This is a genomic window from Blautia sp. St.27G3, assembly GCF_059728505.1.
Map to the genome: position 1 here is coordinate 826,038 of NZ_BAAGFO010000001.1, position 19,667 is coordinate 845,704.

General features: G+C 47.0%; 20 protein-coding genes. All 20 read right to left on the bottom strand.

The window, feature by feature from the left end:
* Positions 1-106: 106 nt before the first annotated feature.
* The 20 genes from AC6I2O_RS03795 to dapF all read right to left on the bottom strand — a co-directional run bounded on the left by AC6I2O_RS03795 (position 107) and on the right by dapF (position 19,490).
* Positions 107-1,633: a response regulator gene (locus AC6I2O_RS03795; protein ID WP_497741850.1), complete on the bottom strand. Its 1,527-nt coding sequence runs from the start codon at positions 1,631-1,633 to the stop codon at positions 107-109.
* Between the two features lie 21 nt (positions 1,634-1,654).
* The gene (locus AC6I2O_RS03800) at positions 1,655-3,400 is read right to left on the bottom strand and encodes a cache domain-containing sensor histidine kinase (RefSeq protein WP_120392627.1); all 1,746 of its coding nucleotides are present in this window, start codon (positions 3,398-3,400) and stop codon (positions 1,655-1,657) included.
* Between the two features lie 425 nt (positions 3,401-3,825).
* Positions 3,826-5,637: an ATP-dependent zinc metalloprotease FtsH gene (gene ftsH, locus AC6I2O_RS03805; protein WP_497741851.1), complete on the bottom strand. Its 1,812-nt coding sequence runs from the start codon at positions 5,635-5,637 to the stop codon at positions 3,826-3,828.
* A 122-nt stretch (positions 5,638-5,759) separates the two neighbouring features.
* Positions 5,760-6,290: a hypoxanthine phosphoribosyltransferase gene (hpt, locus tag AC6I2O_RS03810; protein WP_497741852.1), complete on the bottom strand. Its 531-nt coding sequence runs from the start codon at positions 6,288-6,290 to the stop codon at positions 5,760-5,762.
* Positions 6,287-7,759 carry a tRNA lysidine(34) synthetase TilS gene (gene tilS / locus AC6I2O_RS03815; protein ID WP_120392624.1) on the bottom strand — a complete coding sequence of 491 codons (1,473 nt, stop codon included), beginning with the start codon at positions 7,757-7,759 and terminating at the stop codon, positions 6,287-6,289. The genes hpt and tilS overlap by 4 nt, the downstream gene beginning before the upstream one ends.
* A gap of 31 nt (positions 7,760-7,790) precedes the next feature.
* The gene (locus AC6I2O_RS03820; RefSeq protein ID WP_497741853.1) at positions 7,791-9,263 is read right to left on the bottom strand and encodes a SpoIIE family protein phosphatase; all 1,473 of its coding nucleotides are present in this window, start codon (positions 9,261-9,263) and stop codon (positions 7,791-7,793) included.
* 233 nt (positions 9,264-9,496) lie between these two features.
* Positions 9,497-9,799: an FtsB family cell division protein gene (locus AC6I2O_RS03825; protein WP_497741854.1), complete on the bottom strand. Its 303-nt coding sequence runs from the start codon at positions 9,797-9,799 to the stop codon at positions 9,497-9,499.
* Complete coding sequence (gene yabQ, locus AC6I2O_RS03830) at positions 9,759-10,316, bottom strand: spore cortex biosynthesis protein YabQ (RefSeq protein WP_120392621.1); 558 nt, start codon at positions 10,314-10,316, stop codon at positions 9,759-9,761. Before yabQ ends, AC6I2O_RS03825 begins: the two co-directional genes overlap by 41 nt.
* Positions 10,313-10,591, bottom strand: a complete 279-nt coding sequence (locus AC6I2O_RS03835) for a YabP/YqfC family sporulation protein (protein WP_120392620.1) — start codon at positions 10,589-10,591, stop codon at positions 10,313-10,315. The genes yabQ and AC6I2O_RS03835 overlap by 4 nt, the downstream gene beginning before the upstream one ends.
* 115 nt (positions 10,592-10,706) lie before the next feature.
* Positions 10,707-10,946, bottom strand: coding sequence for an RNA-binding S4 domain-containing protein (locus tag AC6I2O_RS03840; protein ID WP_120392619.1), 240 nt, complete (start codon positions 10,944-10,946; stop codon positions 10,707-10,709).
* Positions 10,947-11,092: 146 nt separating this feature from the next.
* Positions 11,093-11,365 (bottom strand): HU family DNA-binding protein, encoded by a 273-nt coding sequence (locus AC6I2O_RS03845; protein ID WP_120392618.1) that lies wholly within the window; start codon positions 11,363-11,365, stop codon positions 11,093-11,095.
* Between the two features lie 137 nt (positions 11,366-11,502).
* Complete coding sequence (locus AC6I2O_RS03850) at positions 11,503-12,126, bottom strand: MazG nucleotide pyrophosphohydrolase domain-containing protein (RefSeq protein WP_497741855.1); 624 nt, start codon at positions 12,124-12,126, stop codon at positions 11,503-11,505.
* Between the two features lie 78 nt (positions 12,127-12,204).
* Positions 12,205-13,941: a phospho-sugar mutase gene (locus tag AC6I2O_RS03855; protein ID WP_120392617.1), complete on the bottom strand. Its 1,737-nt coding sequence runs from the start codon at positions 13,939-13,941 to the stop codon at positions 12,205-12,207.
* 67 nt (positions 13,942-14,008) lie between these two features.
* Positions 14,009-14,992, bottom strand: a complete 984-nt coding sequence (locus tag AC6I2O_RS03860; RefSeq protein ID WP_120392616.1) for a CotS family spore coat protein — start codon at positions 14,990-14,992, stop codon at positions 14,009-14,011.
* A 146-nt stretch (positions 14,993-15,138) separates the two neighbouring features.
* Positions 15,139-15,792, bottom strand: coding sequence for an HAD family hydrolase (locus AC6I2O_RS03865; protein WP_497741856.1), 654 nt, complete (start codon positions 15,790-15,792; stop codon positions 15,139-15,141).
* Between the two features lie 60 nt (positions 15,793-15,852).
* A complete protein-coding gene (locus tag AC6I2O_RS03870) occupies positions 15,853-16,410 on the bottom strand; it encodes a chromate transporter (RefSeq protein WP_120392615.1) in 558 nt (185 codons plus the stop codon).
* The gene (locus tag AC6I2O_RS03875) at positions 16,407-16,949 is read right to left on the bottom strand and encodes a chromate transporter (protein ID WP_497741858.1); all 543 of its coding nucleotides are present in this window, start codon (positions 16,947-16,949) and stop codon (positions 16,407-16,409) included. Before AC6I2O_RS03875 ends, AC6I2O_RS03870 begins: the two co-directional genes overlap by 4 nt.
* An 86-nt stretch (positions 16,950-17,035) precedes the next feature.
* A complete protein-coding gene (gene larB / locus AC6I2O_RS03880) occupies positions 17,036-17,788 on the bottom strand; it encodes a nickel pincer cofactor biosynthesis protein LarB (RefSeq protein WP_497741859.1) in 753 nt (250 codons plus the stop codon).
* 34 nt (positions 17,789-17,822) lie between these two features.
* A complete protein-coding gene (locus AC6I2O_RS03885; protein ID WP_497741860.1) occupies positions 17,823-18,308 on the bottom strand; it encodes a GNAT family N-acetyltransferase in 486 nt (161 codons plus the stop codon).
* 300 nt (positions 18,309-18,608) lie between these two features.
* On the bottom strand, positions 18,609-19,490 hold the full coding sequence (dapF, locus tag AC6I2O_RS03890) for a diaminopimelate epimerase (RefSeq protein ID WP_120392612.1): 882 nt from the start codon (positions 19,488-19,490) through the stop codon (positions 18,609-18,611).
* Positions 19,491-19,667: the final 177 nt, after the last annotated feature.

Sequence of the window (19,667 nt, forward strand, 5' to 3'; positions counted from 1 at the left end):
TCTCCTCTTCCTTTTCTATTCTTTGTCTATTTTTTATTCTGACATCTTTCGTATTCTTCCAGCGATCGTATGCAACAACCCTGTAATTTTCTGTTTCTGACATGTATCAGTGCACCGTATCGGATTCCGTTAGGCATTTTCTGTACTCCATGGGGGTAAGTCCGACCTTTTTCTTGAAAGCTGTCACAAAATACTGTGAGTTCTGATATCCGACAAGTTCCGCAATCCGGTAAATCTTCTGATTGGAATGCAGCAAGAGCTCCTTCGCCTTCTCCAGCCGAAGCTGTCCCAGATAATCCGTAAAATTCATGCCTGTTTTCTGTTTAAAATAGTTGCCAAGATAACCTACGGACAGATTTACATGCTCCGCCACATCCTCTAAAGAAAGATTCTGATTATAATTTTTCTGAATATAACTCAGAATCTGATCAAGATAAAACGAATTCATTTTCCGTTCCGCAGCAGAAGCCGTCTCCTGCGCCATCTGCCGCAAATTATCTTTCCAGAACTCCAGAATCTCCTCAAAATGATTCACCTCTTCAATATTTCTGACAAAATCTAAAAGCACCTTTGCCCTGCTCCGTTCCATTCCCAGTTCTTCTGAAAGCATATCAATTCGTTTCTGTAAAAGCAGCAAATGCCGTTTCAAAAGCAGAATATGGCAGGCATTTTCCCTATAATAGCCAAGCAGCGTTTCTGTCATCTGCTCCGTGCGCTTTGCATTCCCAAGCCGGATTGCTCCAAGCAGACGATCACATACCTCATCCGGGAAAACCAGCCTTTCACTTCCGGCCACCTTTTCACTGAAATACAGTCTCTGCTTTTTGTTATAAATATGCTGCTTTACTGCATCGAGCGCCTGAAAATACATTTTTCGGAATTCCAGGCATCCCTCCATTTTCCGACTGATACCAAGATAGACGGCCCCTCCCAGATCTTTTTCCAGCTCCCTAAGCGCTGTTCTCAGCGCAGTTTCCTCCGGTTCCGTATTCCATGCAAAGACAATCTGATACTCAAAACATGTAAAGATATATTCCGGAACAGGCAGCCCGGCCTGCTCCGCCAACTTTTGTGGCTCAATCCCTGCCCGGCACACTGCTGGTATATCGCCCAGATCAAAAATGCCCACGCGGTACGTTCCTTTCCGGTCATACAGACCAAGCGCTTTCAGATGCTTTTCCTCCGCTTCTTTCTCACCGCTTCGAATCAGATGAAAGAAACAGTTGTCCTCCATACTCTCTGCTTTTGTAATACGGCTGTTTTTTCTTCTCTCAAAAACTCCGTCCAGCGCCTCATACAGTTTTTCCGGCCGTAGTGGTTTCAGCAGAAAATCAAACACCTGATACTGCAATGCCTTTTTCGCATACTCAAAATCACCGTACCCGCTCAGAATGATGAAGTCCAGATTGTGATACCGATGCTTGAGATAATAGATCAATTCCAGCCCATCCTGTTTCGGCATACAGATATCCGTCACGATCACATCCGGAATTGCCTTTTCCAGAAATCCAATGACGCCCTCTGCATCCGCACAGCTTCCCATAAGCTCATACTTGTCCGGATATGCCTCAATCAATCCGGAAACGCCACGCCGCACCTTCGGTTCATCATCCACGACCAATACTTTTAACATCCTTCTACCCCCAAACTATACTTACAGCGAAAGAGAGGTTTTCGGAAAACGAAGCATCACCGTTGTACCCTTTCCTTTTTCACTGTATATCTGCAGACCGTACTCTTCTCCGTACAAAAGTCTGAGTCTTTGATTAATATTGCTGATTCCCACGCGGTCACTGTCCATGGAAAGAATGTAAGAAATCCGTTCTTCCGATATGCCAACTCCGTTATCTTCAATGCATATCACGGCCTCATCATCATCCAGTGTCCCCCTCACCTCCAGCGAAGCCTCATTTACATTCTGTTCAAAACCATGTACAATGCAGTTTTCCACAATCGGCTGAAGCAGCATCTTAAACGTACGATACGGATAAATCCGCTTGTCAATCTCAAAACTGCAAAACTTTGCTTCATACCGTTCCTCGTAAATATTCAGATAATTACGAATACAGCTGAGTTCCTCCTCCAGTGTGACAACACTCTCCTTTTTACTGATGGAATAGCGGAGAATATCCGAAAAAGAGGCGATCAATCGACAGATATCGGGGGCCGGAACTGCCATTGCCATCCACTGCACAGTATCCAGCGTATTGTAAATAAAATGCGGATTGATCTGCGCATTCAAAACCTGCATCTGGTATTCTTTTTCTTTTTTGTTCATTACAGCAGTCTTCTCAATAAAACGTTCCAGCCTGTCATTCATCTCATTAAAACTGCGGTAAAGCAGTCCGATCTCATCCTCCTGATTTGTGGAAAGCTGTACACGCACAAGCTCATTCTCCGGTGCATTCATAGCAGCCGCAAGCTTCTGAATCGGATGGAGCATGTAGTGCTGTATAATGTACGCGCCCAGCACTGTTGCCAGCAAAAGCAGTATCAGCTCTACTGCAATCAGCAGTAGCACCCAATTTGCTGCCTTCAGTACCTCTGCCTTGCTCTTCATAGAGATATAATTCCACCCATTATACTCGGACCGCATTCTTGTGACAATGCACGTATCGTCCCGATAGCGCTGCTCACTGTATGGCTTATCTGCTGACTGCACACACGCAAAAAAGTCCAAGTCCAAAGTTGCCGGAAATGTCTCGTGATTACTCCAGATGATGTTCCCGGCATCATCTGTGATCAAATACGTCGTCAGATCGTTTTTCTGACCAAGCAATTCAAAAAGCTCATCAAAAAATGAAACATTGATATTTAATACGAGAATCCCGAGCGGCTTCCATGCAGATGATTCTAGATCTTTCACAAGAACGCCGCATGACAGATAACGGTAGATGTTTCTGCTCGTGGTAATCATAAAAGTCGGTATCCAGGTAATGGCCCCGTTTTTCAACTGAATCTGTTCTTCCCATGCCGGATTCTCTTTATACATTGACATGTACCTTTCCGTCGTCGTAGCATCCTGTCTGAAATTCTCACCGTCTTTGGCAAAAAAATACGTGGAAGCAATCTTTTCATTGTCGCTGACAATATCACGGAAATACTTTGTAATCTCAACATAATCAAGCAGGCTTCTTTCTTCGCGCGCAGTACGAAGCCTTCTGGCACAGTCTTCATTCTGATAAAAACGATAAATTACTTTTTCGTATTCCTTCAGTTGAAGTTCCGTTGTCTTTAGAATATTCCCTAGCTCATTCGACTGATTGCTGTACTCCTTCTCACGCCAGTTTCCGCTAACCTTCGTATAAATCCAGGCCGACAACAGACACGCAGGAATCAATGTAAAAACCATCAGAATCAGAAAAAGCTTCCTTTTTATGGAAAGTGTCCGAAATTTCATGCCTTTTCCTCCCTGATTCCTTATTTTTGACCGAAAAATAAATATCTTCTTTTCATTATACAATCATTTTTTATAAAAGTACAGTCTGCCTTGTGTTCAACTTCCGCAATTTCTATTCCTATAAATTCAGTCATAACCACTCGCGAAACAGGGATTTCTGTTTACTTTGACACAACGAAAAGAAGCAGTCGCACGCGACTGCTTCTTTTGGAGAAGGTATTTCTCAAATTGGGGTGTAGCAAAAACTATATAATGTATTGGGGGGTTTTACGATAATTATATTACCATAGTATGCCAATTAAGTGTGCATAAACTTCACAAAAAATGCCTTTCGTTTTTGTGCACATTTACACCCTGCTGCATTCCATACATAAATTTCCATCAGCATATTTTCTCCTATCTGCTGAAAAAGCTGCCATGCCTCTTTATGCTGTAAACAGAGTCTCAAATTCCTCACGTCCGATCTTCTCTTTCTCGATCAGAAGCTTCGCACACGCATGCAACACTGACTCATGTTCAGATATCATTGTCTTTGCTTTTGCATAAGCATCGTCAATGATGCGTTTTACCTCCTGATCAATCTGCGAAGCAATTTCCTCCCCGTAGGAACGTGTATGGGCCAGATCACGTCCAATAAAAACTTCATTGTCATCATTGTCATAATTAATCAGGCCAATGCGTTCTGACATACCAAACTTTGTGACCATCGCACGTGCCACTCCGGTCGCCTGCTTGATATCCTGCGACGCGCCTGTCGTCACATCACCAATTACAAGCTCCTCTGCCACACGGCCTCCAAGGCTCACAATGATATCCTGCAACATCCGGCCTTTCGTATTAAACATCTCATCTTTTTCCGGCAACGGCATTGTATACCCAGCTGCACCGCGCCCTGTCGGAATAATGGAAATCGTATGAACAGGCCCCACATCTGGCAGAAGATGAAACAGAATTGCATGACCCGCTTCATGGTACGCTGTAATCCGTTTTTCTTTTTCTGAAATGACCTTGCTTTTTTTCTCAGCGCCGATTCCAACTTTGATAAACGCACGGTTGATATCAGACTGTCTGATATAAGCTCGCTGCTCCCGGGCTGCCAGAATTGCCGCCTCATTCATGAGGTTTTCCAGGTCTGCTCCGGTAAACCCTGCTGTCGTCCGCGATATCTCCTCCAGATCAACGTCGTCCGCAAGCGGCTTTCCGTTTGCGTAGATCTGAAGAATCTCCTCGCGCCCTTTGACATCCGGCCGTCCCACTGCTACCTGGCGGTCAAAACGTCCCGGCCGCAGAATTGCCGGGTCGAGAATATCAACACGGTTCGTCGCTGCCATGACAATGGTACCTTCGTTCACACCGAAACCATCCATCTCCACAAGAAGCTGATTCAGTGTCTGTTCCCGCTCATCGTGGCCTCCTCCCATACCGGTACCCCTGCGTCTTGCAACTGCATCAATCTCGTCAATAAATATAATACACGGATGGTGCTTTTTCGCTTCCTCAAACAAATCCCGCACACGGGAAGCGCCAACGCCGACAAACATCTCCACAAAATCAGAACCGGAAATACTGAAAAACGGAACTCCTGCCTCACCTGCGACCGCCTTCGCCAGCAGCGTTTTACCAGTTCCTGGAGGGCCCACCAGAATTACACCCTTCGGTATCCTTGCGCCCACCTGAAGAAACCTTGCAGGCTCTTTCAAAAAAGAAACAATCTCCTCCAATTCTTCCTTTTCTTCCTGCAGTCCTGCCACATCCTTAAAAGTCACGCGTCCAGCCGCCATACTCATCAGCCTGGCGCGGCTTTTTCCGAAATTCATCATCCTAGCATTACTGCCTCCAGCCTGACGATTCATCATACTGAAAACGAAAAACATCAGCAGGCAGATGAGCAGAATCGGAAGAATCGACGTCAGAAATACGCTGTCCCGCGTCACATCGCTGACTTCCATACTCACAGACGGATACGCTTTTAAAAGCTCCTGCACCGCCCTGACATCCGTAACATTTACACTCTTCACCTCTCCCGATGTGGTGGTTACCCGCAGTACGCCAGTAGGCACCTCCCGGTTCTGTGTAATCGCAACCTTTACTACCTTGCCTTTTTCAAGAGCTTCTTCCAGCTGACTGTTGTTCCATGCCTGACTTGCCTCAAGCCGGTCACGAAACGTCGTTACCAATAGGAAGATCACCAGAATCGCTGCGAGATAAAAAACAATTCCCCTAAAATTCCTGTTCAATTCCTGTCTCCTTTCGCATTACCTTTCCCTTTTCTCATATTCTAGTATTCCCTCTGTCTTGTTCTTTTTCCGTTTTTCCTCTACTGCTTCCGCCTTTCTTCCCGCAACCTTTTACACGTTTTCTAGTCTTCGACAAATTCTACAATACCGATAAACGGGAGATTGCGGTATTTCTGCGCATAGTCCAGGCCATATCCCACAACAAATTCATCCGGAATATTGAAACACGTATAATCCACTGCCACCTCTGTCACCCGACGCTCCGGCTTGTCAAGCAGCGTACAAAGCCGCAGAGATTTCGGATTTCTTTTTTGAAGAATCTCAAGAAGGTAACTTAAGGTACGCCCGGAATCCACGATATCTTCCACTACAAGCACGTCTTTACCGTCCAGTGGTTCATCCAGGTCTTTGATAATTTTCACCACGCCGCTGGATTTCGTATCATTTCCATAACTTGTCACAGACATAAAATCCATGGTCACCGGAACGGTAATCCGTTTGGCCAGTTCGCACATAAAAAAGACGCTGCCCTTCAGCACACAAATCAGATGTACCTCCCGGCCCGCATAATCGCTGCTGATTTGCTTTGCAACCTCAGCAATTCGTGCATTTACGTCCTGTTCCTGCAAAAAAATCTTTACTTTCTCTTTCATTTCCTTTTCTCCTTCAACTGTATTTTGATCACTTTTTCTGTTGTTTTTGTAACTTTCGCCGCCTCGCTGATCCGGTAACCTGCCACCCAAAGCACATGCGAACCGTCTGCGAGAAGCCAGAGCCGATCTCTTTGCTCTCTCGGGACTTTACAGTCGATCAGGTAATCCTTCAGTTTCTTTTTTCCACCCTGCCTGTTTACGACCAGATAATCCCCTTTACGCCTCGTGCGAAACACAATAGTATCTTTTATTGTATCATATGAAAGCCATTTCGTATACTTTTTTTCTTCGATAATCTCCTGTTCAGAAACACGGTTCTTCTGTGAAAACGCTATGCCGACCTCCCAGTCCGGCGTATCATAAGTGCCGGCAGACGTAAGCGCAAATTCCTGCTGATATGCACATCCGTCATTCTCCTTACCATTCAGCTCCGCGCAGCACCCAGCGTCTTTGCCCTGGTCCTTCTGCACTCTGTTTTCTTTTCGATCGCCCCTTCTGACAAAACAGAGTTTTTCATTCTCCCGCACCGCCCGTATTCCGCCCGGCAAACAGAGTTCTTTTCCGCAATCCATACGTGCAAGCGCCATGAGCGCCTCTATATGTACTGCCCCGATATCCCTCTGTCCTTCGCAAAGCTCCAGCACTCTTTTCAAAAGTTCCTGCTGAATCAGTGCATCTTCCTCAAAAAAGACTGGAAGCCGTACACTCCATTTTATGGTTTGACCGTGCGTCTCCTGCACAATACAAGCCTGTTCCGCCCTGAGCGTCACCCGGTCCAGATATTCCTGCACCTGCAAAAGACGTCCCGCAGCCTGAGCGATATGAGCCGTAGCCTGCCTGTTCAGTTCCCGCTCCATTTGCGGCAAAACGGAGAGCCGAATCCTGTTTCTTGTATATTCCTGTTCCAGATTCGTCCGGTCTGTGCGCCAGGAAATGCCTGCGGCGCAAAGAATCTGTTCAATCTCCTTTCGCTCCAGATATAAAAGCGGACGAACAATATTTCCCCGTACCGGACGAATCCCGCAAAGTCCTCTTAAGGAGCTTCCCCTTGCCAGATGGTGCAGAACCGTCTCCGCCTGGTCATTCTGATTGTGCGCCACTGCGATGCGCTGCGCCCCTTCTTCCTGCCTGATCTCCTCAAAAATTCGGTATCGCTCCAAACGCCCTGCCTCTTCCTCTGAAATCCCCTGCGTTGCAGCAAGCTCACGTACCCTGATCCGCACAGTACGGCACAAAATTCCCCATTCCCGGCATAATTCCTCCACAAAACGCGCATCTTCAAGACTCTCCTCCCCCCGTAGCCCATGCTCCACATGCACCACAGTACATTCAAACGGAATCTTTTTCTGAAATTCTTTCAGCGCGTACAAAAGGCAGACTGAGTCTGCCCCGCCGGAAACTGCCGTGATCACACGTGAACCTGCTTCTATCATATGATACGCTTCTATGGTCTCAAAGATTCTGCGCATTCTGTACCCCTTCCTCTTTCGTACCGTTCTTTTATTTTTCCCAGATGCTCCCGACAAGAATCGTCATATCGTCCCTTGCCCGAAGCTCCTGCATCAGATACACCTTTTCCATCAGCCTGCGCGCATGTTCTTTTGCATTGCGCGTCGCGGTTCTGCCAATCAGCTCCACCATCTGCTGCTCCCGGTTCTCCTCCGGTAACGCTTCCAGCACACCGTCCGTCATCATAATAATCGTGCTGCCGGAATCGAGCTGTCTGTGCATACTCTCATAATCTGACTGCTGCATCACACCTGCCGGAAAAGCACTTCCGCCGATCACTTCAATCTCATCGCCTCGCCGAATAAACGTCGATACAGCGCCTGATTTCATGATATCACATGTTGCATTATATAAATCAACCATACATAAGTCAATCGTTGAAAACATTTGCTGATAATTTTGAAGCAACATACATGAATTAATCATCCGCACCGCTGTCTCCTGCGGAAATCCAGCATCCAGAAACTGTTCCAGAAGTTCAATGACCTTTTCACTCTCCTGGCATGCTCCGGCACCGGACCCCATTCCATCCGCAAGACTCATAACCACCTTTCCCGTATCCTTCTGCAAAAATGCATAATTATCCCCGGACACCATTTCTCCTGCTTTTGTAATCCTTGAAATCCCACAGAAAATCTGAAACCGTGTGTCCGGCACAAAATGAAAGCTGGCCATCTGTTCTCCCACCGCTGCCTGACAGTTCCACGCCGGTCTCATTTTCTGTCCGCAGCATCCGGAAAGCACCTCTGCAACTGTCTTTGCCGACACACACGTATGCTTTTTTGCCCGCAAAAACAGATAAATCTCTGTCCGTTCCCCCTCACACGCAAAGACCCGGACACTTTCCACCTCAACACTGAGATATTTCAATTCACGGCGCAGCCTTTTCCCAATTCGCTGTTCCTGTTCCGGTGAGTTCGAAAACCCTGACGCTACCTGGCGCAGAAGTTCTGCTGTCTGGAAGATCTGCTCTCCGGCCGCCATTCTCTGCTCCATCATGCGATTGCTCCACATCAGATTAATCCTGGCCTGTCCATATTCTTCATGCAACGATTGCATAATCGGTTCGGTTCTTCCACAGCGTTCCCGCAGCATAGCCTCCAGTTCCTCTGATATAACACCGTCATATTCCAGCTCAGCCGCCATCTCATACAAAATGCGACAGCTCTGAAAATAATCCCCTCCCCAGCATTTTCCAGCCTTTCCACAGTACGCACAGACCCGTTCCCGTACACGGTCAAAAATAAGTTCCAGGTCCGCATCCCCTAACCGCTCTTTTTGGCAGGGCATTTTCTGAAACAGCTTTGACAAACCATAGAACGCTTCTGCGTATCGTTCCAGCTGTTCTTTTTCCGGCACCGGATACATACTGGTCTCCATTTTGTTCTGCCGTGTCATCTCCCTGTTCCCCAAAAGATGCGGCCTGCCTCCCGACAGCAGCGCCGATGCAAATAAATCTCCCATATCAGTTCCTCCCCTTACTCTGTCACTCTATGCCTCACGGCTTATTGACTACTATATATCATTTGCGATGCGAGATCTGTCAAAATCAATCGAGGCTGTAACAAAAGTGTGGATTGCAAAAAATAAAGCTGCTGTGTACAGATAAACTTATCTGTTCCACAACAGCCTTCTTTCGAAGTATATACTTACACTCGGAATCATCCGTGATATTTTTAACAGCAAATTGCAGCTCCTTATCCTTCCGCTACGAATAAAATCTCATCACTGTACACAAGTCCCAGCTTGTCTCTGGCTACCATTTCAATGTATTCCGGAGAATTCACATAATCCTTCAGCTTTGTGATCTCCTCCGCACGTAATTCTTCGTCTCTTTTCTGCTGCTCTAACTCAGCCTTGCGGGCCTCATATTTTTCATTTTGCGCACTTAAATTCTGACTTTGCACAAGCAAACTAAGCAGCAGTACCATAACGACTGCTGCAATCGCAACCATTCCCCTACGGTTGCTTCTGCTTGGCCGTCCCCTTCTTCCTGCCATAGCGTTTTCCCCTTATTCTTTCATCAACTTCCTTTTTCGATTTTTTCTTTTTCTTATCTTCCTTTAATGAGTTATTTCCCTTTTTTCCCCTAAAAATATTGTAAACTCTTTTCCAAACAAATTCAATCAGTTTTTTCCAAAAGGCACAGATTTTTGTCAGCGGTTTTGACAATATCCGACACCCAAATGAGATGACGCGCGCTCCCCCACGCAACATCCCGGCAAGTACACCAACCACCAGAGCACTCAGCGAAACATGATACAAAACAGCTCCGATCACAATTCCGACCGCCACATAGCCACGAATTACCCCATCTGTCCAGAAAAAAGTAAGACAAAAGGTAAAAAATGCCGCAACAAGCCAAAACAGAAAATCTTCCACTGAAACTGCCACCGTGCTGTGATGAAATGCCCGCCGCAGCGCCCGCAACACATCATACCCGAGTGTCAGGATCACACCATGCAGAACCGAAAGAAAAAATACGAGCGTCTCCTGGCGGATGACATCGCTCATCATCGGAACATCCTCTTGAGCATACTGCCCTTTTTCGCAGGACTCTGTCCGGAATATACCGCACTCTCGATCTCGCCTTCCAGCTCTACCTCCCCTTGGTCCAGCAAAAGTCGGCCGACATGCATATCCTTTCCCTTCAGAGTAAGCATTCCCTGCTCTGTCTCCAATACAACACAGCCATCGTCAAAAGAAACAACATCCGTAACTCCTGTCACGCTCCCCTGTTTTCGGTCCTTCCACATGATACTGTGCGGTTTTAAATTTTTCTTTTCTTCCATGCCACGCTCCGCAGTCTTTCCATTACTCTATTGTATGAATCCTCCGGGCGCCATATGACTGGTTCCCGTCAAATATTCCTCATACAATCCTGCCATCTGTGACACAGACGATGCACTACAAATAACGGTACATTTCAGATGCAGCCTCTTTTTTGACGGTCTCCTGCACATTCAACACTTCTACTTTCACTGCCTTACTTCCAAACTGAATTTCAATCTGGTCTCCTGCTTTCACTGCAACCGATGCCTTGGCAGGCTTTCCGTTCACCAGAACACGTCCAGCGTCACATGCTTCGTTTGCCACTGTGCGACGTTTAATCAAACGTGATACTTTTAAATATTTATCGAGACGCATTGACACTCCTTTCCTCTGTTCCCCGCCCATTACACACGACAAAGGAATAAATTTCCATGCGCACCTTTGCGCAAAAGAACCCCCGGAACTTCCTGTGAAATCCTGGGGGCTTTATTACAAATCTTGTAATCACTGAATATTCTGAATTAGTTTAATTCATCCTTCAGAGCTTTTCCTGCTTTGAATTTCGGTGTCTTGGAAGCTTTGATCTGCATTGCCTCGCCTGTCAGCGGGTTTCTTCCCTCTCTTGCCGCACGCTCAGATACTTCAAATGTTCCGAATCCAACAAGCTGTACCTTCTCGCCATTTTTCAGCTGCTCTGTAATAACGTCAGTAAAAGCCTTCAGCGCTTTCTCTGCATCTTTCTTGGATAATTCTGTCTTTTCTGCAATAGCAGCCACTAATTCTGTCTTATTCATTGTAGTTTCCTCCTCTGGATTTAATCTGCAATGTACAGTTCGATTCCTGTACAAAACCAAATGCAGATTCTGTATTCTGAATCTTTTCCATATAAATATGGCCCTGCTAATATTTATATAATGTTATTCTTTGTTTGTCAAGGTTTTCCTTGCTTTTTCCCCGTGCCCTTTGCATGGGAACAAAGATGCGCAATTGCCCACGAAGCGGCTGTGCCAAAAGCCTCTTTTTCGGCCCGTATTTCCTCCAGTGTTTTGCTCTTTTTCTCCGCTCGTTTGATCTCTTCCCACAGTCCCGGAACCTCCCCGGCACATACAGGCATAGCAGAATCTGACGCGAATCGCTCCTCTTCCGTGTGACTTGCACTTTGCGCCGGCACAGACGAATTGTCCTTCGCACTTCCGAATACATGTGGATGACGGCGGATCATTTTTTGGGAAACACCGGCTATCACGTCTTCTATGGAAAACAGTCCCTTTTCCTGTGCAATCTGTGAAAGAAGCGCCACCTGAAGAAGCACATCCCCCAACTCTTCACAGAGGTTTTCCGCTTTTCCGGAACTGTAATAGAGATCAATTCCGGCCAGAGCCTCGGTCATTTCATTTACCATACATGGTTTCAGACTCCCAAAGGTCTGCTCCCGGTCCCACGGACATCCCTGTTCTCCCCGCAAAGTCGCAATAATCTGACAAAAATCCGCAAACAGCCCTGCCGCATCGCGGCTGGCACTGTTTTTCATTTCCTTTTTTTCCCGCATCTCCATAAAATATCCCTGTCACGAAAACCTTTCACCTGAAATTCAGAAATATCTTTCCCGAAAAGGCTGTACATGAATCGTATCTTACAGCATTTTCTGAATCATTTCCAGCACCTGTTCGCCGAGCGCTGCCGATTTTTCTTCCGCATCTGCAAGGGAATTTCCCTTGATTCCGTAATAGAACTTTACCTTCGGCTCTGTTCCGGACGGACGAACACACAGCCACGCATCGTCAGACAGATCATAGTAAAGTACATTCGAGGACGGAAGTCCGGTCGGCTTCACTTCACCCGTCTGCATATCGCGGATGGTATCTGCTTTGTAATCACGCGCAGATAAAACCTGATAACCACCGATCTCTGTCAGCGGGTTTTTGCGCAGTGTCTCGAGAATCTCCTGAATCTTCTTGAGTCCTTCGATTCCCTTCAAAGTAATCGTCTTAATATCATCCTTATAGTATCCGTGCCGCTCATACAGATCCAGCATTGCATCCCAGAGCGTCTTGCCCTGCGCCTTGTAAAATGCAGCGGCTTCAGCCAGCGCCATGCTCGCTACAATCGCATCCTTATCCCGCGCATGCGTACCGATCAGACAACCATAGCTCTCCTCGAATCCAAACAGGTACGTTCCTCTTCCCCCATTCTCAAATCCAAGAATCTGCTGTCCGATATATTTGAAACCAGTGAGAACCTCGATCAGGCCTGTCCCATAATATTTTGCAATGGCATCTGCCATATTCGTTGTAACGATCGTCTTAATCAGAACGCCGTCCTCCGGCAGCCCCTGCAACGCTTTTCGCTGTCCGATCTCATAGTCAGCCAGCAGACAGCCGGACATGTTGCCGGTCAGCGTATGGTATTCGCCTGTTTTGGAATCTTTCACGAGCACACCCAGCCGGTCTGCATCCGGGTCCGTAGCAAGAATCAGATCTGCATCAACCTCTTTCGCCAGCTTCAGGCCAAGCGTAAATGCTTCCTCTGACTCCGGATTCGGATAACCGACCGTCGGGAAATCTCCATCCGGAAGCTCCTGCTCCGGAACAACGTATACATGTTCAAAGCCAAGCTCCTTCAGCACACGGCGCACCGGGATATTTCCTGTTCCGTGAAGCGGAGTATAAACAATTCTGAGATTTTTACTCTCCTCGCGGATCGTCTCCGGATGAAGCACCAGCTTTTTCAGGCTCTCTATAAAAGCGTCGTCAAGCTTTTCGCCGATCACTTCGTAAAGGCCTGCTGCCTCCGCTTCTTCTTTAGTCATTGTCTTTGCCGCAGTATAGTCCGTGATCGCCTTTACCTCTGCCATAATTCCGGTATCATGCGGCGGCGTAATCTGGGCGCCGTCCTCCCAGTAAACTTTGTAGCCATTATATTCAGGCGGATTATGGCTGGCTGTGATGTTGATTCCTGCGATACAGCCAAGTGTCCGTACTGCAAAAGAAAGCTCCGGTGTCGGACGCAGGGACTCAAATACGTAAGCCTTGATTCCGTTTGCCGCCAGGGTAAGCGCCGCAAAATCTGCAAACTCCGGCGACATTCTTCTGGAATCGTATGCAACTGCCACGCCCTTTGCCTGACCGCCTGCCTGAATGATATAATTGGCAAGCCCCTGTGTAGCCTTCTGTACCACATACTGATTCATGCGGTTTGTCCCTGCGCCTATAATCCCGCGAAGACCTGCTGTACCAAACTCCAGCTCTGTATAAAACCGCTCTTTTATCTCATTATCATCATGCTCAATGGCTTTCAGTTCTGCTTTTGTCGCTTCGTCAAAGTAAGGGTTAGAAAGCCATTCTTCATAAGCTTTTCTGTAGTCCTCCATAGTTGCCCTCCTGTATTTTTAGATTCAAATTTATGTACATGATAGCACGAAAAACAGGAAAAAGAAACTACTTTTCCAGAAGCCTCACAAATTTGTTCTTCTGCTCTTCCTGACGGTTCAGATTCTCCAGCTTTTCCAGGAAACGCCCGGACACCCATGCTTTATTGCTTCCATAATAATGATTTGCCAGCTTACGGAATTTCTCCGGATACAGCATCCGGATATACAGAAGCTGACGCTCCTGACGCGGAATTGGCCGAACCTGCGCATAATATTCCAGCATGCGCATGCCAAGTCTCTGATTCCAGTCATGTTTTTCCAGAATTTTTCTCATGAACCGGTAAAGATCATTGATCTGATAATCAAAACGGCAGCACTCAAAATTCGTTGTCGCAATGTCGTAGCCCGACATCAGTACGTGATGATGGTTATAATCGCCGTGGCAGACACCCGGATATTTCTGCAAAGCAGCATTCCCGTATTCAGAGAGCGCATCTGCCTTTTGTTCTGCCTCCGCAGCCTGCTCATAATACTGTGAAAAATAATTCAGAAACAACCGCTCAAAATCCTGCTTGGCATTTTTTTTGCGGATAAATGTTCTGATTTTGCGCAGTTCTGCATTTTGTGCCCGGATCTCTTCTGTCGGCGCTGTCGCTGTAAAGTTTTTGCGAAACTCACAGTCCTCACCAAGCTGCATCAGACGATGCAACCGCGCAAGATTTGTAACCGCTGCCAGAATCTCGTTTTCATTTGAGGTATCACATTCCCTTCCCACATACCATTCTTTCACCACATATTTATTCTGTTCCCAGTCCCTGGAAATCAGAGCGCCTTCACGGTTCGGAAGGATCTTATCTACCTTTTCATATCCACCCTCACGGATTTTTTCCATGATACAATTCTGGAACAGCGCTTTATTTTCAGAGCCCGTATAATCACACAAAATCCGAAGCCCCTGCGGTGTCTCACAAATATAGGAACCACGTCCGCGCCTTGTGCTAAGAATCTCAAGATCATACTGCTCCAGTATTTTTAAAGCTCTGTCATTCATACTGCTCCCCCGTTTCTACACGGCCCGGATTCGGATGGATGGGCCGCGTTCTCTCTATCTTATGTACAGGGATTCCAAAATATAACAGCAGAACCATGACACAAAACAGGGCCGCCACACAGTTTTTACACTGTGCAGCCGCCCCATTACAGTTGTAGAAACTCCGGCAGCTCCGATACCGTTTCACACAGCATGGTTGCCCCGGCGCTTACAAGCTCCTCACGCGAGCCATACCCATAAAGCACGCCAATACACGGGATTCCATGCTCTGCCGCGCCGTATACATCGTACTTGCGGTCACCGACCATAACCATCTCATCTTTATGCTCTAAGCCGATCTGCGAAATGGCACACGCGATCACCTGCCCCTTCTGAACAATTCTTCCGTCCAGAGTTGCCCCGCAGATCAATTCAAAATACTGCGCAAGCCCGAAAAGCTCCATGATTTGTTTCGTATAAACCTCCGGCTTGGACGTAGCCAGAATCAGATGCCTCCCGGCCTTCTTCAATGCATCCAGCACCTCCGGAATACCTTCATATACACGATTTTCTTTCCATCCTGTCACACTGAAACGCTCCCGGTAGCACGCTGTCAACTTCAGCGCTTCTTCCTCTGACACGTGATAACAGTTCTTGTAAGAATCCATAAGCGGCGGACCAACAAACGCTTTCAGTTTCTCCCTGTCACTTTCCTGAATTCCGCATTTTTCTAAACTGTAAAGCACGCAATTAATAATCCCCTCCGCCGAGTCTGTCAAAGTCCCGTCCAGATCAAATAAAATATAATGATATGTCTTCACACATACTCCTTTCCCAACAAAACTGGTTCCGTCCTCTTTCCACAAAAGTTCAATCACATATCACAGCTGAAACAGAATCCCTGCCGCAGCTGCCAGCAAAAACCATACCACAGGGTGCAGCTTTTTCGTTTTCTTCCATTGCATCAGTATAAAAATAATTACGCACAGCGCGCCGCTTTTGTAATTGAACACGGAACCGCCCGCCTCTTCTGTAAACAGGGAGACCTGAATCAGCTGGATCACAGCTACTGCAATCAGTGCCGTCACAGCTGGACGGATACCGGCAAATACAGCTTTTACAATACGGTTTTCCTGAAACCCATCCAAAAATTTTGCAATCAGTATAATAATAACCACACTTGGAAACACAAGAGACAGTGTGGAAACCAATCCACCAAACAGTCCCAGAGACCGGAAACCAGCGTAGGTTGCCATGTTTATTCCGATCGGGCCCGGCGTGCTTTCGCTGATCGCTATCATATCGCTGAGTTCCTGCATCGTAAACCACGGATATTTTTCTGCCATATCCATGAGAAACGGAATTGTGGCCGGTCCGCCTCCAATTGCAAACAGCCCGGTCTTAAAAAACTCAAAGATCAAAAGCAATGCCTGATTCATTTTGCACCTCCGATCACCCGGTCGCAGAGAACTCCAACCGCCCCGGCCAGCACAATAATAAGTACGGTAGGAAGCTTCGTGAAAAATGCGAGCAGAAACGTTCCTGCACAGACAGCGATACAAAACGGATTTACAAGGCTTTTTTTAGCCAGCATATAGACCGTATTCAGCATCAGACCGCAGACTCCGCCGCGGATTCCCACCAGCGCATGCTGTACAAGCGGCTCGCCAATCAATGCCTGCAAAAATACTGCTACTACTGTAATAATCAGAAGCGAAGGGCTCACCATGCCAAGCGTCGCGATAATCCCTCCGGAAATCCCCTTCCTTTTATACCCTACAAAGGTCGCGGTGTTTACCGCAATAATCCCTGGCGTACACTGACCAATCGCATAACAATCCAGCAGTGTATTCTCCGTAATCCAGCTCCTTTTTTCCACCAGCTCATATTTCAGCATCGGAAGCATGGCCAGACCGCCGCCAAAGGTCAGAATTCCAATGCGAAAAAAGGAAATATAAAGCTCCCACAATGCTTTCATACTCTCTCATCCTCCTCATCCCCAAATTATGTATTTTCCATGTTTTACCGGAGACATCCGTTTTTTCATTTCGCAATGACCTGAAACTACAGAGACTGCTTATTAATTTTAGCTGCCAGGACCCCTGCGCCAAATCCATTGTCAATGTTCACCACACTCACACCGCTTGCACAGGAATTCAGCATGGACAGCAGCGCTGCCAGGCCGCCAAAATTTGCGCCATATCCAACGCTCGTCGGCACGCCGATCACTGGACAGGAGACAAGCCCTCCAATCACGCTCACCAGTGCTCCCTCCATTCCGGCCACTGCTATGATGACCTTTGCATCCTCCAGAAGTGGAAGCCGGTGCAGCAACCGGTGGATTCCGGCCACGCCGACATCATAAATGCGCTCCACGTAATTCCCATACAACTCTGCTGTCACTGCTGCCTCCTCCGCCACCGGCATATCGCTGGTCCCAGCGGCAACCACAGCAATTTTTCCAAGCTTTGGTACCTCCTTGCGCCCCACAATTCCAATCCGCGCAACCGCATCATAATCCAGTTCCAGCCGTTCCCGCACCCAGTCTGCTTTTTCCTGAGACAGACGTGTAATCATGATATTGTCTGTCTTCCGCTCCTTCATGGCCGAAGCGATTCCCAAAATCTGTTCAGCTGTCTTCCCTTCTCCGTAAATCACTTCCGGCATGCCCTGCCGGATGCTGCGATGCAGATCAATATCCGCATAATTTCCAACCAGCATTTCTGGCTGAAGGTCCACATTTTTCATTGCTTCTTCAGAAGTCAGCGTTCCCGCCTCAACCTGCCGGAATAACTCGTAGATTTCTTTTTGCTCCATTTCCACCACTCCAATATTCTTGTTTTGACTCAATTTATCGGACTTTCTGATACGCAATCCGGGGGCTTCCCGTCTCTGTATAAACGCGGCCGCACCGTTCAAACCCATTTTTCTCTAAAACGTGCTGCATCACGCGATTGTCATCATGCGTATCCATGCGCAGATTTCCGCATCTGGCAAAGCCCCATTGCAGACAAAAGGAACCGGCGCCCTTTACTCTGCCCCTGGAAGCAATCCGGTGGATGACGCCGTACGCCGCTTCGTTTTTCCATACGCCGTCTTCAATCCTTTGATACATCGGATCATCTCCCTCAAAATAAAGAAATACTGTCTCTATTTCCCCGTCTACCTCAGCGACGTAACTGATGCCGCGCCCAATATCCTCCCGAATCAGCTCCTCCCCCGGATATCCCTCCGGCCACTGATGAGGATTTCCGGTCTGCGCCATAAACACGCGCGCCTGCGCATATATCTGCATAATCTCAGGAAGATCCTGAAGCATTGTTTTCCTGATTTTCATAGTCCCTCCTTGATTCCATGTGATATTATGTGTTGCCTAAGCTGCATTGCGACTCCGACATGATTCCCAGACTGCATCGCTCATTCCGGTATGTTTCCCAAGCAATACAATGGCACACAATAACCCGTCATTATTATACCTGCATTCCTTCATTTTGTACACTTTTAAAATTGGCATTAAATTTGACATTAAATTTAATCAGGGGCAAAAAAGAATACACCCTTTTTTGCCCCTGATTTTATGCAATCTGTTCCAATTCTAAGCCACCAAAGCCGCAATTTCAGCTCCGTTTTGTTCTGTTTATTCTGCCATGATCTGATATTTCCGCAGGAATTCATCGGACAGTGTGATTTTGCCGATACATTCTGCGCTGCCGGTCATGCTCGCATTCATTTCCTCATCAACCCGCACTGTCAGCGTACCGCCAGCCATGTGCACATATACACACGGTTCGGTAAGGCCCAACCGGTAAGCTACACCTGCCGCTGCACAGCAACTGCTGCCAGAAGCCAGTGTATAGCCAGCGCCCCGTTCATACACTTCTGTGTAAATATTGTTTTTATCCGCGATTCGGATAATCTGCGTGTTAATTCCGTCAGGGAAACGTTCTGATTTTTCAAGCTCCGCGCCAATTTCACATACGGCTTCTCTGGAAATCTTCTCCATCGGAATAATGCAGTGCAGGTTCCCCATCCACACACACGTACCTTCATACTTTTTCCCCTGGTAGTCTACAGAAACGTGCTCGCTCTTTTCTTTGGAACTTTCAACCGTTTCCGCTTCTTTTTCCAGGGGCTCCGTCTGCCCGCAGTACAGTCTGCCCATAGAGATCGTCATCTCTTTTCCTTCCTCGTTCTGATACCGTACAAAGACCTCACGACTCTGTGTCTGAAGTACAAATTCTTTTTTCACAACGTACCCGGCATCCTTCAGGTATTTTGCAAAAATACAGATACCATTTCCACTGATGGCCGCCTCGCTGCCATCCGGATTATAAATCTTTACACCCTGCTTTCCAAAAATTTGTACCGGTCCAACCAGAATCCCATCAGAGCCTGCTCCGAACTGCCGGTTACAGATGTTCCGGATATCCTCCGGTTTCAGTTCATAGCTGTTTTTCATACAGTCATATACCAGATAATCGTTTCCAAAGCTGTGATACATCCCCAAAGTCAGTTCCATATAAAATCCCCCTATTCTGTTTGAAAAATACGTTGCTTCCTTAAGTATAAAAAACATTTTCAGCAATAAAAACTAATATTATGCTTTATATATTGCAAATAATGCTTTATACTGAATAAAATATACGATTGCAGCGAAACCAGCCCTGCTGAAACGTAATGCAGACAGTTACCAGCT

Bases quoted from the DNA above. Each gene is read 5' to 3' on its own strand.
- AC6I2O_RS03855 (WP_120392617.1), bottom strand. From the start codon at position 13,941: ATGGAGGACTACAGAAAAGCTTATGAAGAATGGCTTTCTAACCCTTAC.
- AC6I2O_RS03860 (WP_120392616.1), bottom strand. From the start codon at position 14,992: ATGAATGACAGAGCTTTAAAAATACTGGAGCAGTATGATCTTGAGATT.
- AC6I2O_RS03850 (WP_497741855.1), bottom strand. From the start codon at position 12,126: ATGGAGATGCGGGAAAAAAAGGAAATGAAAAACAGTGCCAGCCGCGAT.
- AC6I2O_RS03835 (WP_120392620.1), bottom strand. From the start codon at position 10,591: ATGGAAGAAAAGAAAAATTTAAAACCGCACAGTATCATGTGGAAGGAC.
- AC6I2O_RS03845 (WP_120392618.1), bottom strand. From the start codon at position 11,365: ATGAATAAGACAGAATTAGTGGCTGCTATTGCAGAAAAGACAGAATTA.
- hpt (WP_497741852.1), bottom strand. From the start codon at position 6,290: ATGAAAGAGAAAGTAAAGATTTTTTTGCAGGAACAGGACGTAAATGCA.
- larB (WP_497741859.1), bottom strand. From the start codon at position 17,788: ATGGAGCAAAAAGAAATCTACGAGTTATTCCGGCAGGTTGAGGCGGGA.
- AC6I2O_RS03800 (WP_120392627.1), bottom strand. From the start codon at position 3,400: ATGAAATTTCGGACACTTTCCATAAAAAGGAAGCTTTTTCTGATTCTG.
- AC6I2O_RS03820 (WP_497741853.1), bottom strand. From the start codon at position 9,263: ATGGGAGATTTATTTGCATCGGCGCTGCTGTCGGGAGGCAGGCCGCAT.
- AC6I2O_RS03825 (WP_497741854.1), bottom strand. From the start codon at position 9,799: ATGGCAGGAAGAAGGGGACGGCCAAGCAGAAGCAACCGTAGGGGAATG.
- AC6I2O_RS03885 (WP_497741860.1), bottom strand. From the start codon at position 18,308: ATGAAAATCAGGAAAACAATGCTTCAGGATCTTCCTGAGATTATGCAG.
- AC6I2O_RS03795 (WP_497741850.1), bottom strand. From the start codon at position 1,633: ATGTTAAAAGTATTGGTCGTGGATGATGAACCGAAGGTGCGGCGTGGC.
- AC6I2O_RS03840 (WP_120392619.1), bottom strand. From the start codon at position 10,946: ATGCGTCTCGATAAATATTTAAAAGTATCACGTTTGATTAAACGTCGC.
- dapF (WP_120392612.1), bottom strand. From the start codon at position 19,490: ATGGAACTGACTTTGGGGATGTATCACAGCTTTGGAAACGATTATCTG.
- AC6I2O_RS03875 (WP_497741858.1), bottom strand. From the start codon at position 16,949: ATGAAAGCATTGTGGGAGCTTTATATTTCCTTTTTTCGCATTGGAATT.
- yabQ (WP_120392621.1), bottom strand. From the start codon at position 10,316: ATGATGAGCGATGTCATCCGCCAGGAGACGCTCGTATTTTTTCTTTCG.
- tilS (WP_120392624.1), bottom strand. From the start codon at position 7,759: ATGCGCAGAATCTTTGAGACCATAGAAGCGTATCATATGATAGAAGCA.
- AC6I2O_RS03870 (WP_120392615.1), bottom strand. From the start codon at position 16,410: ATGAATCAGGCATTGCTTTTGATCTTTGAGTTTTTTAAGACCGGGCTG.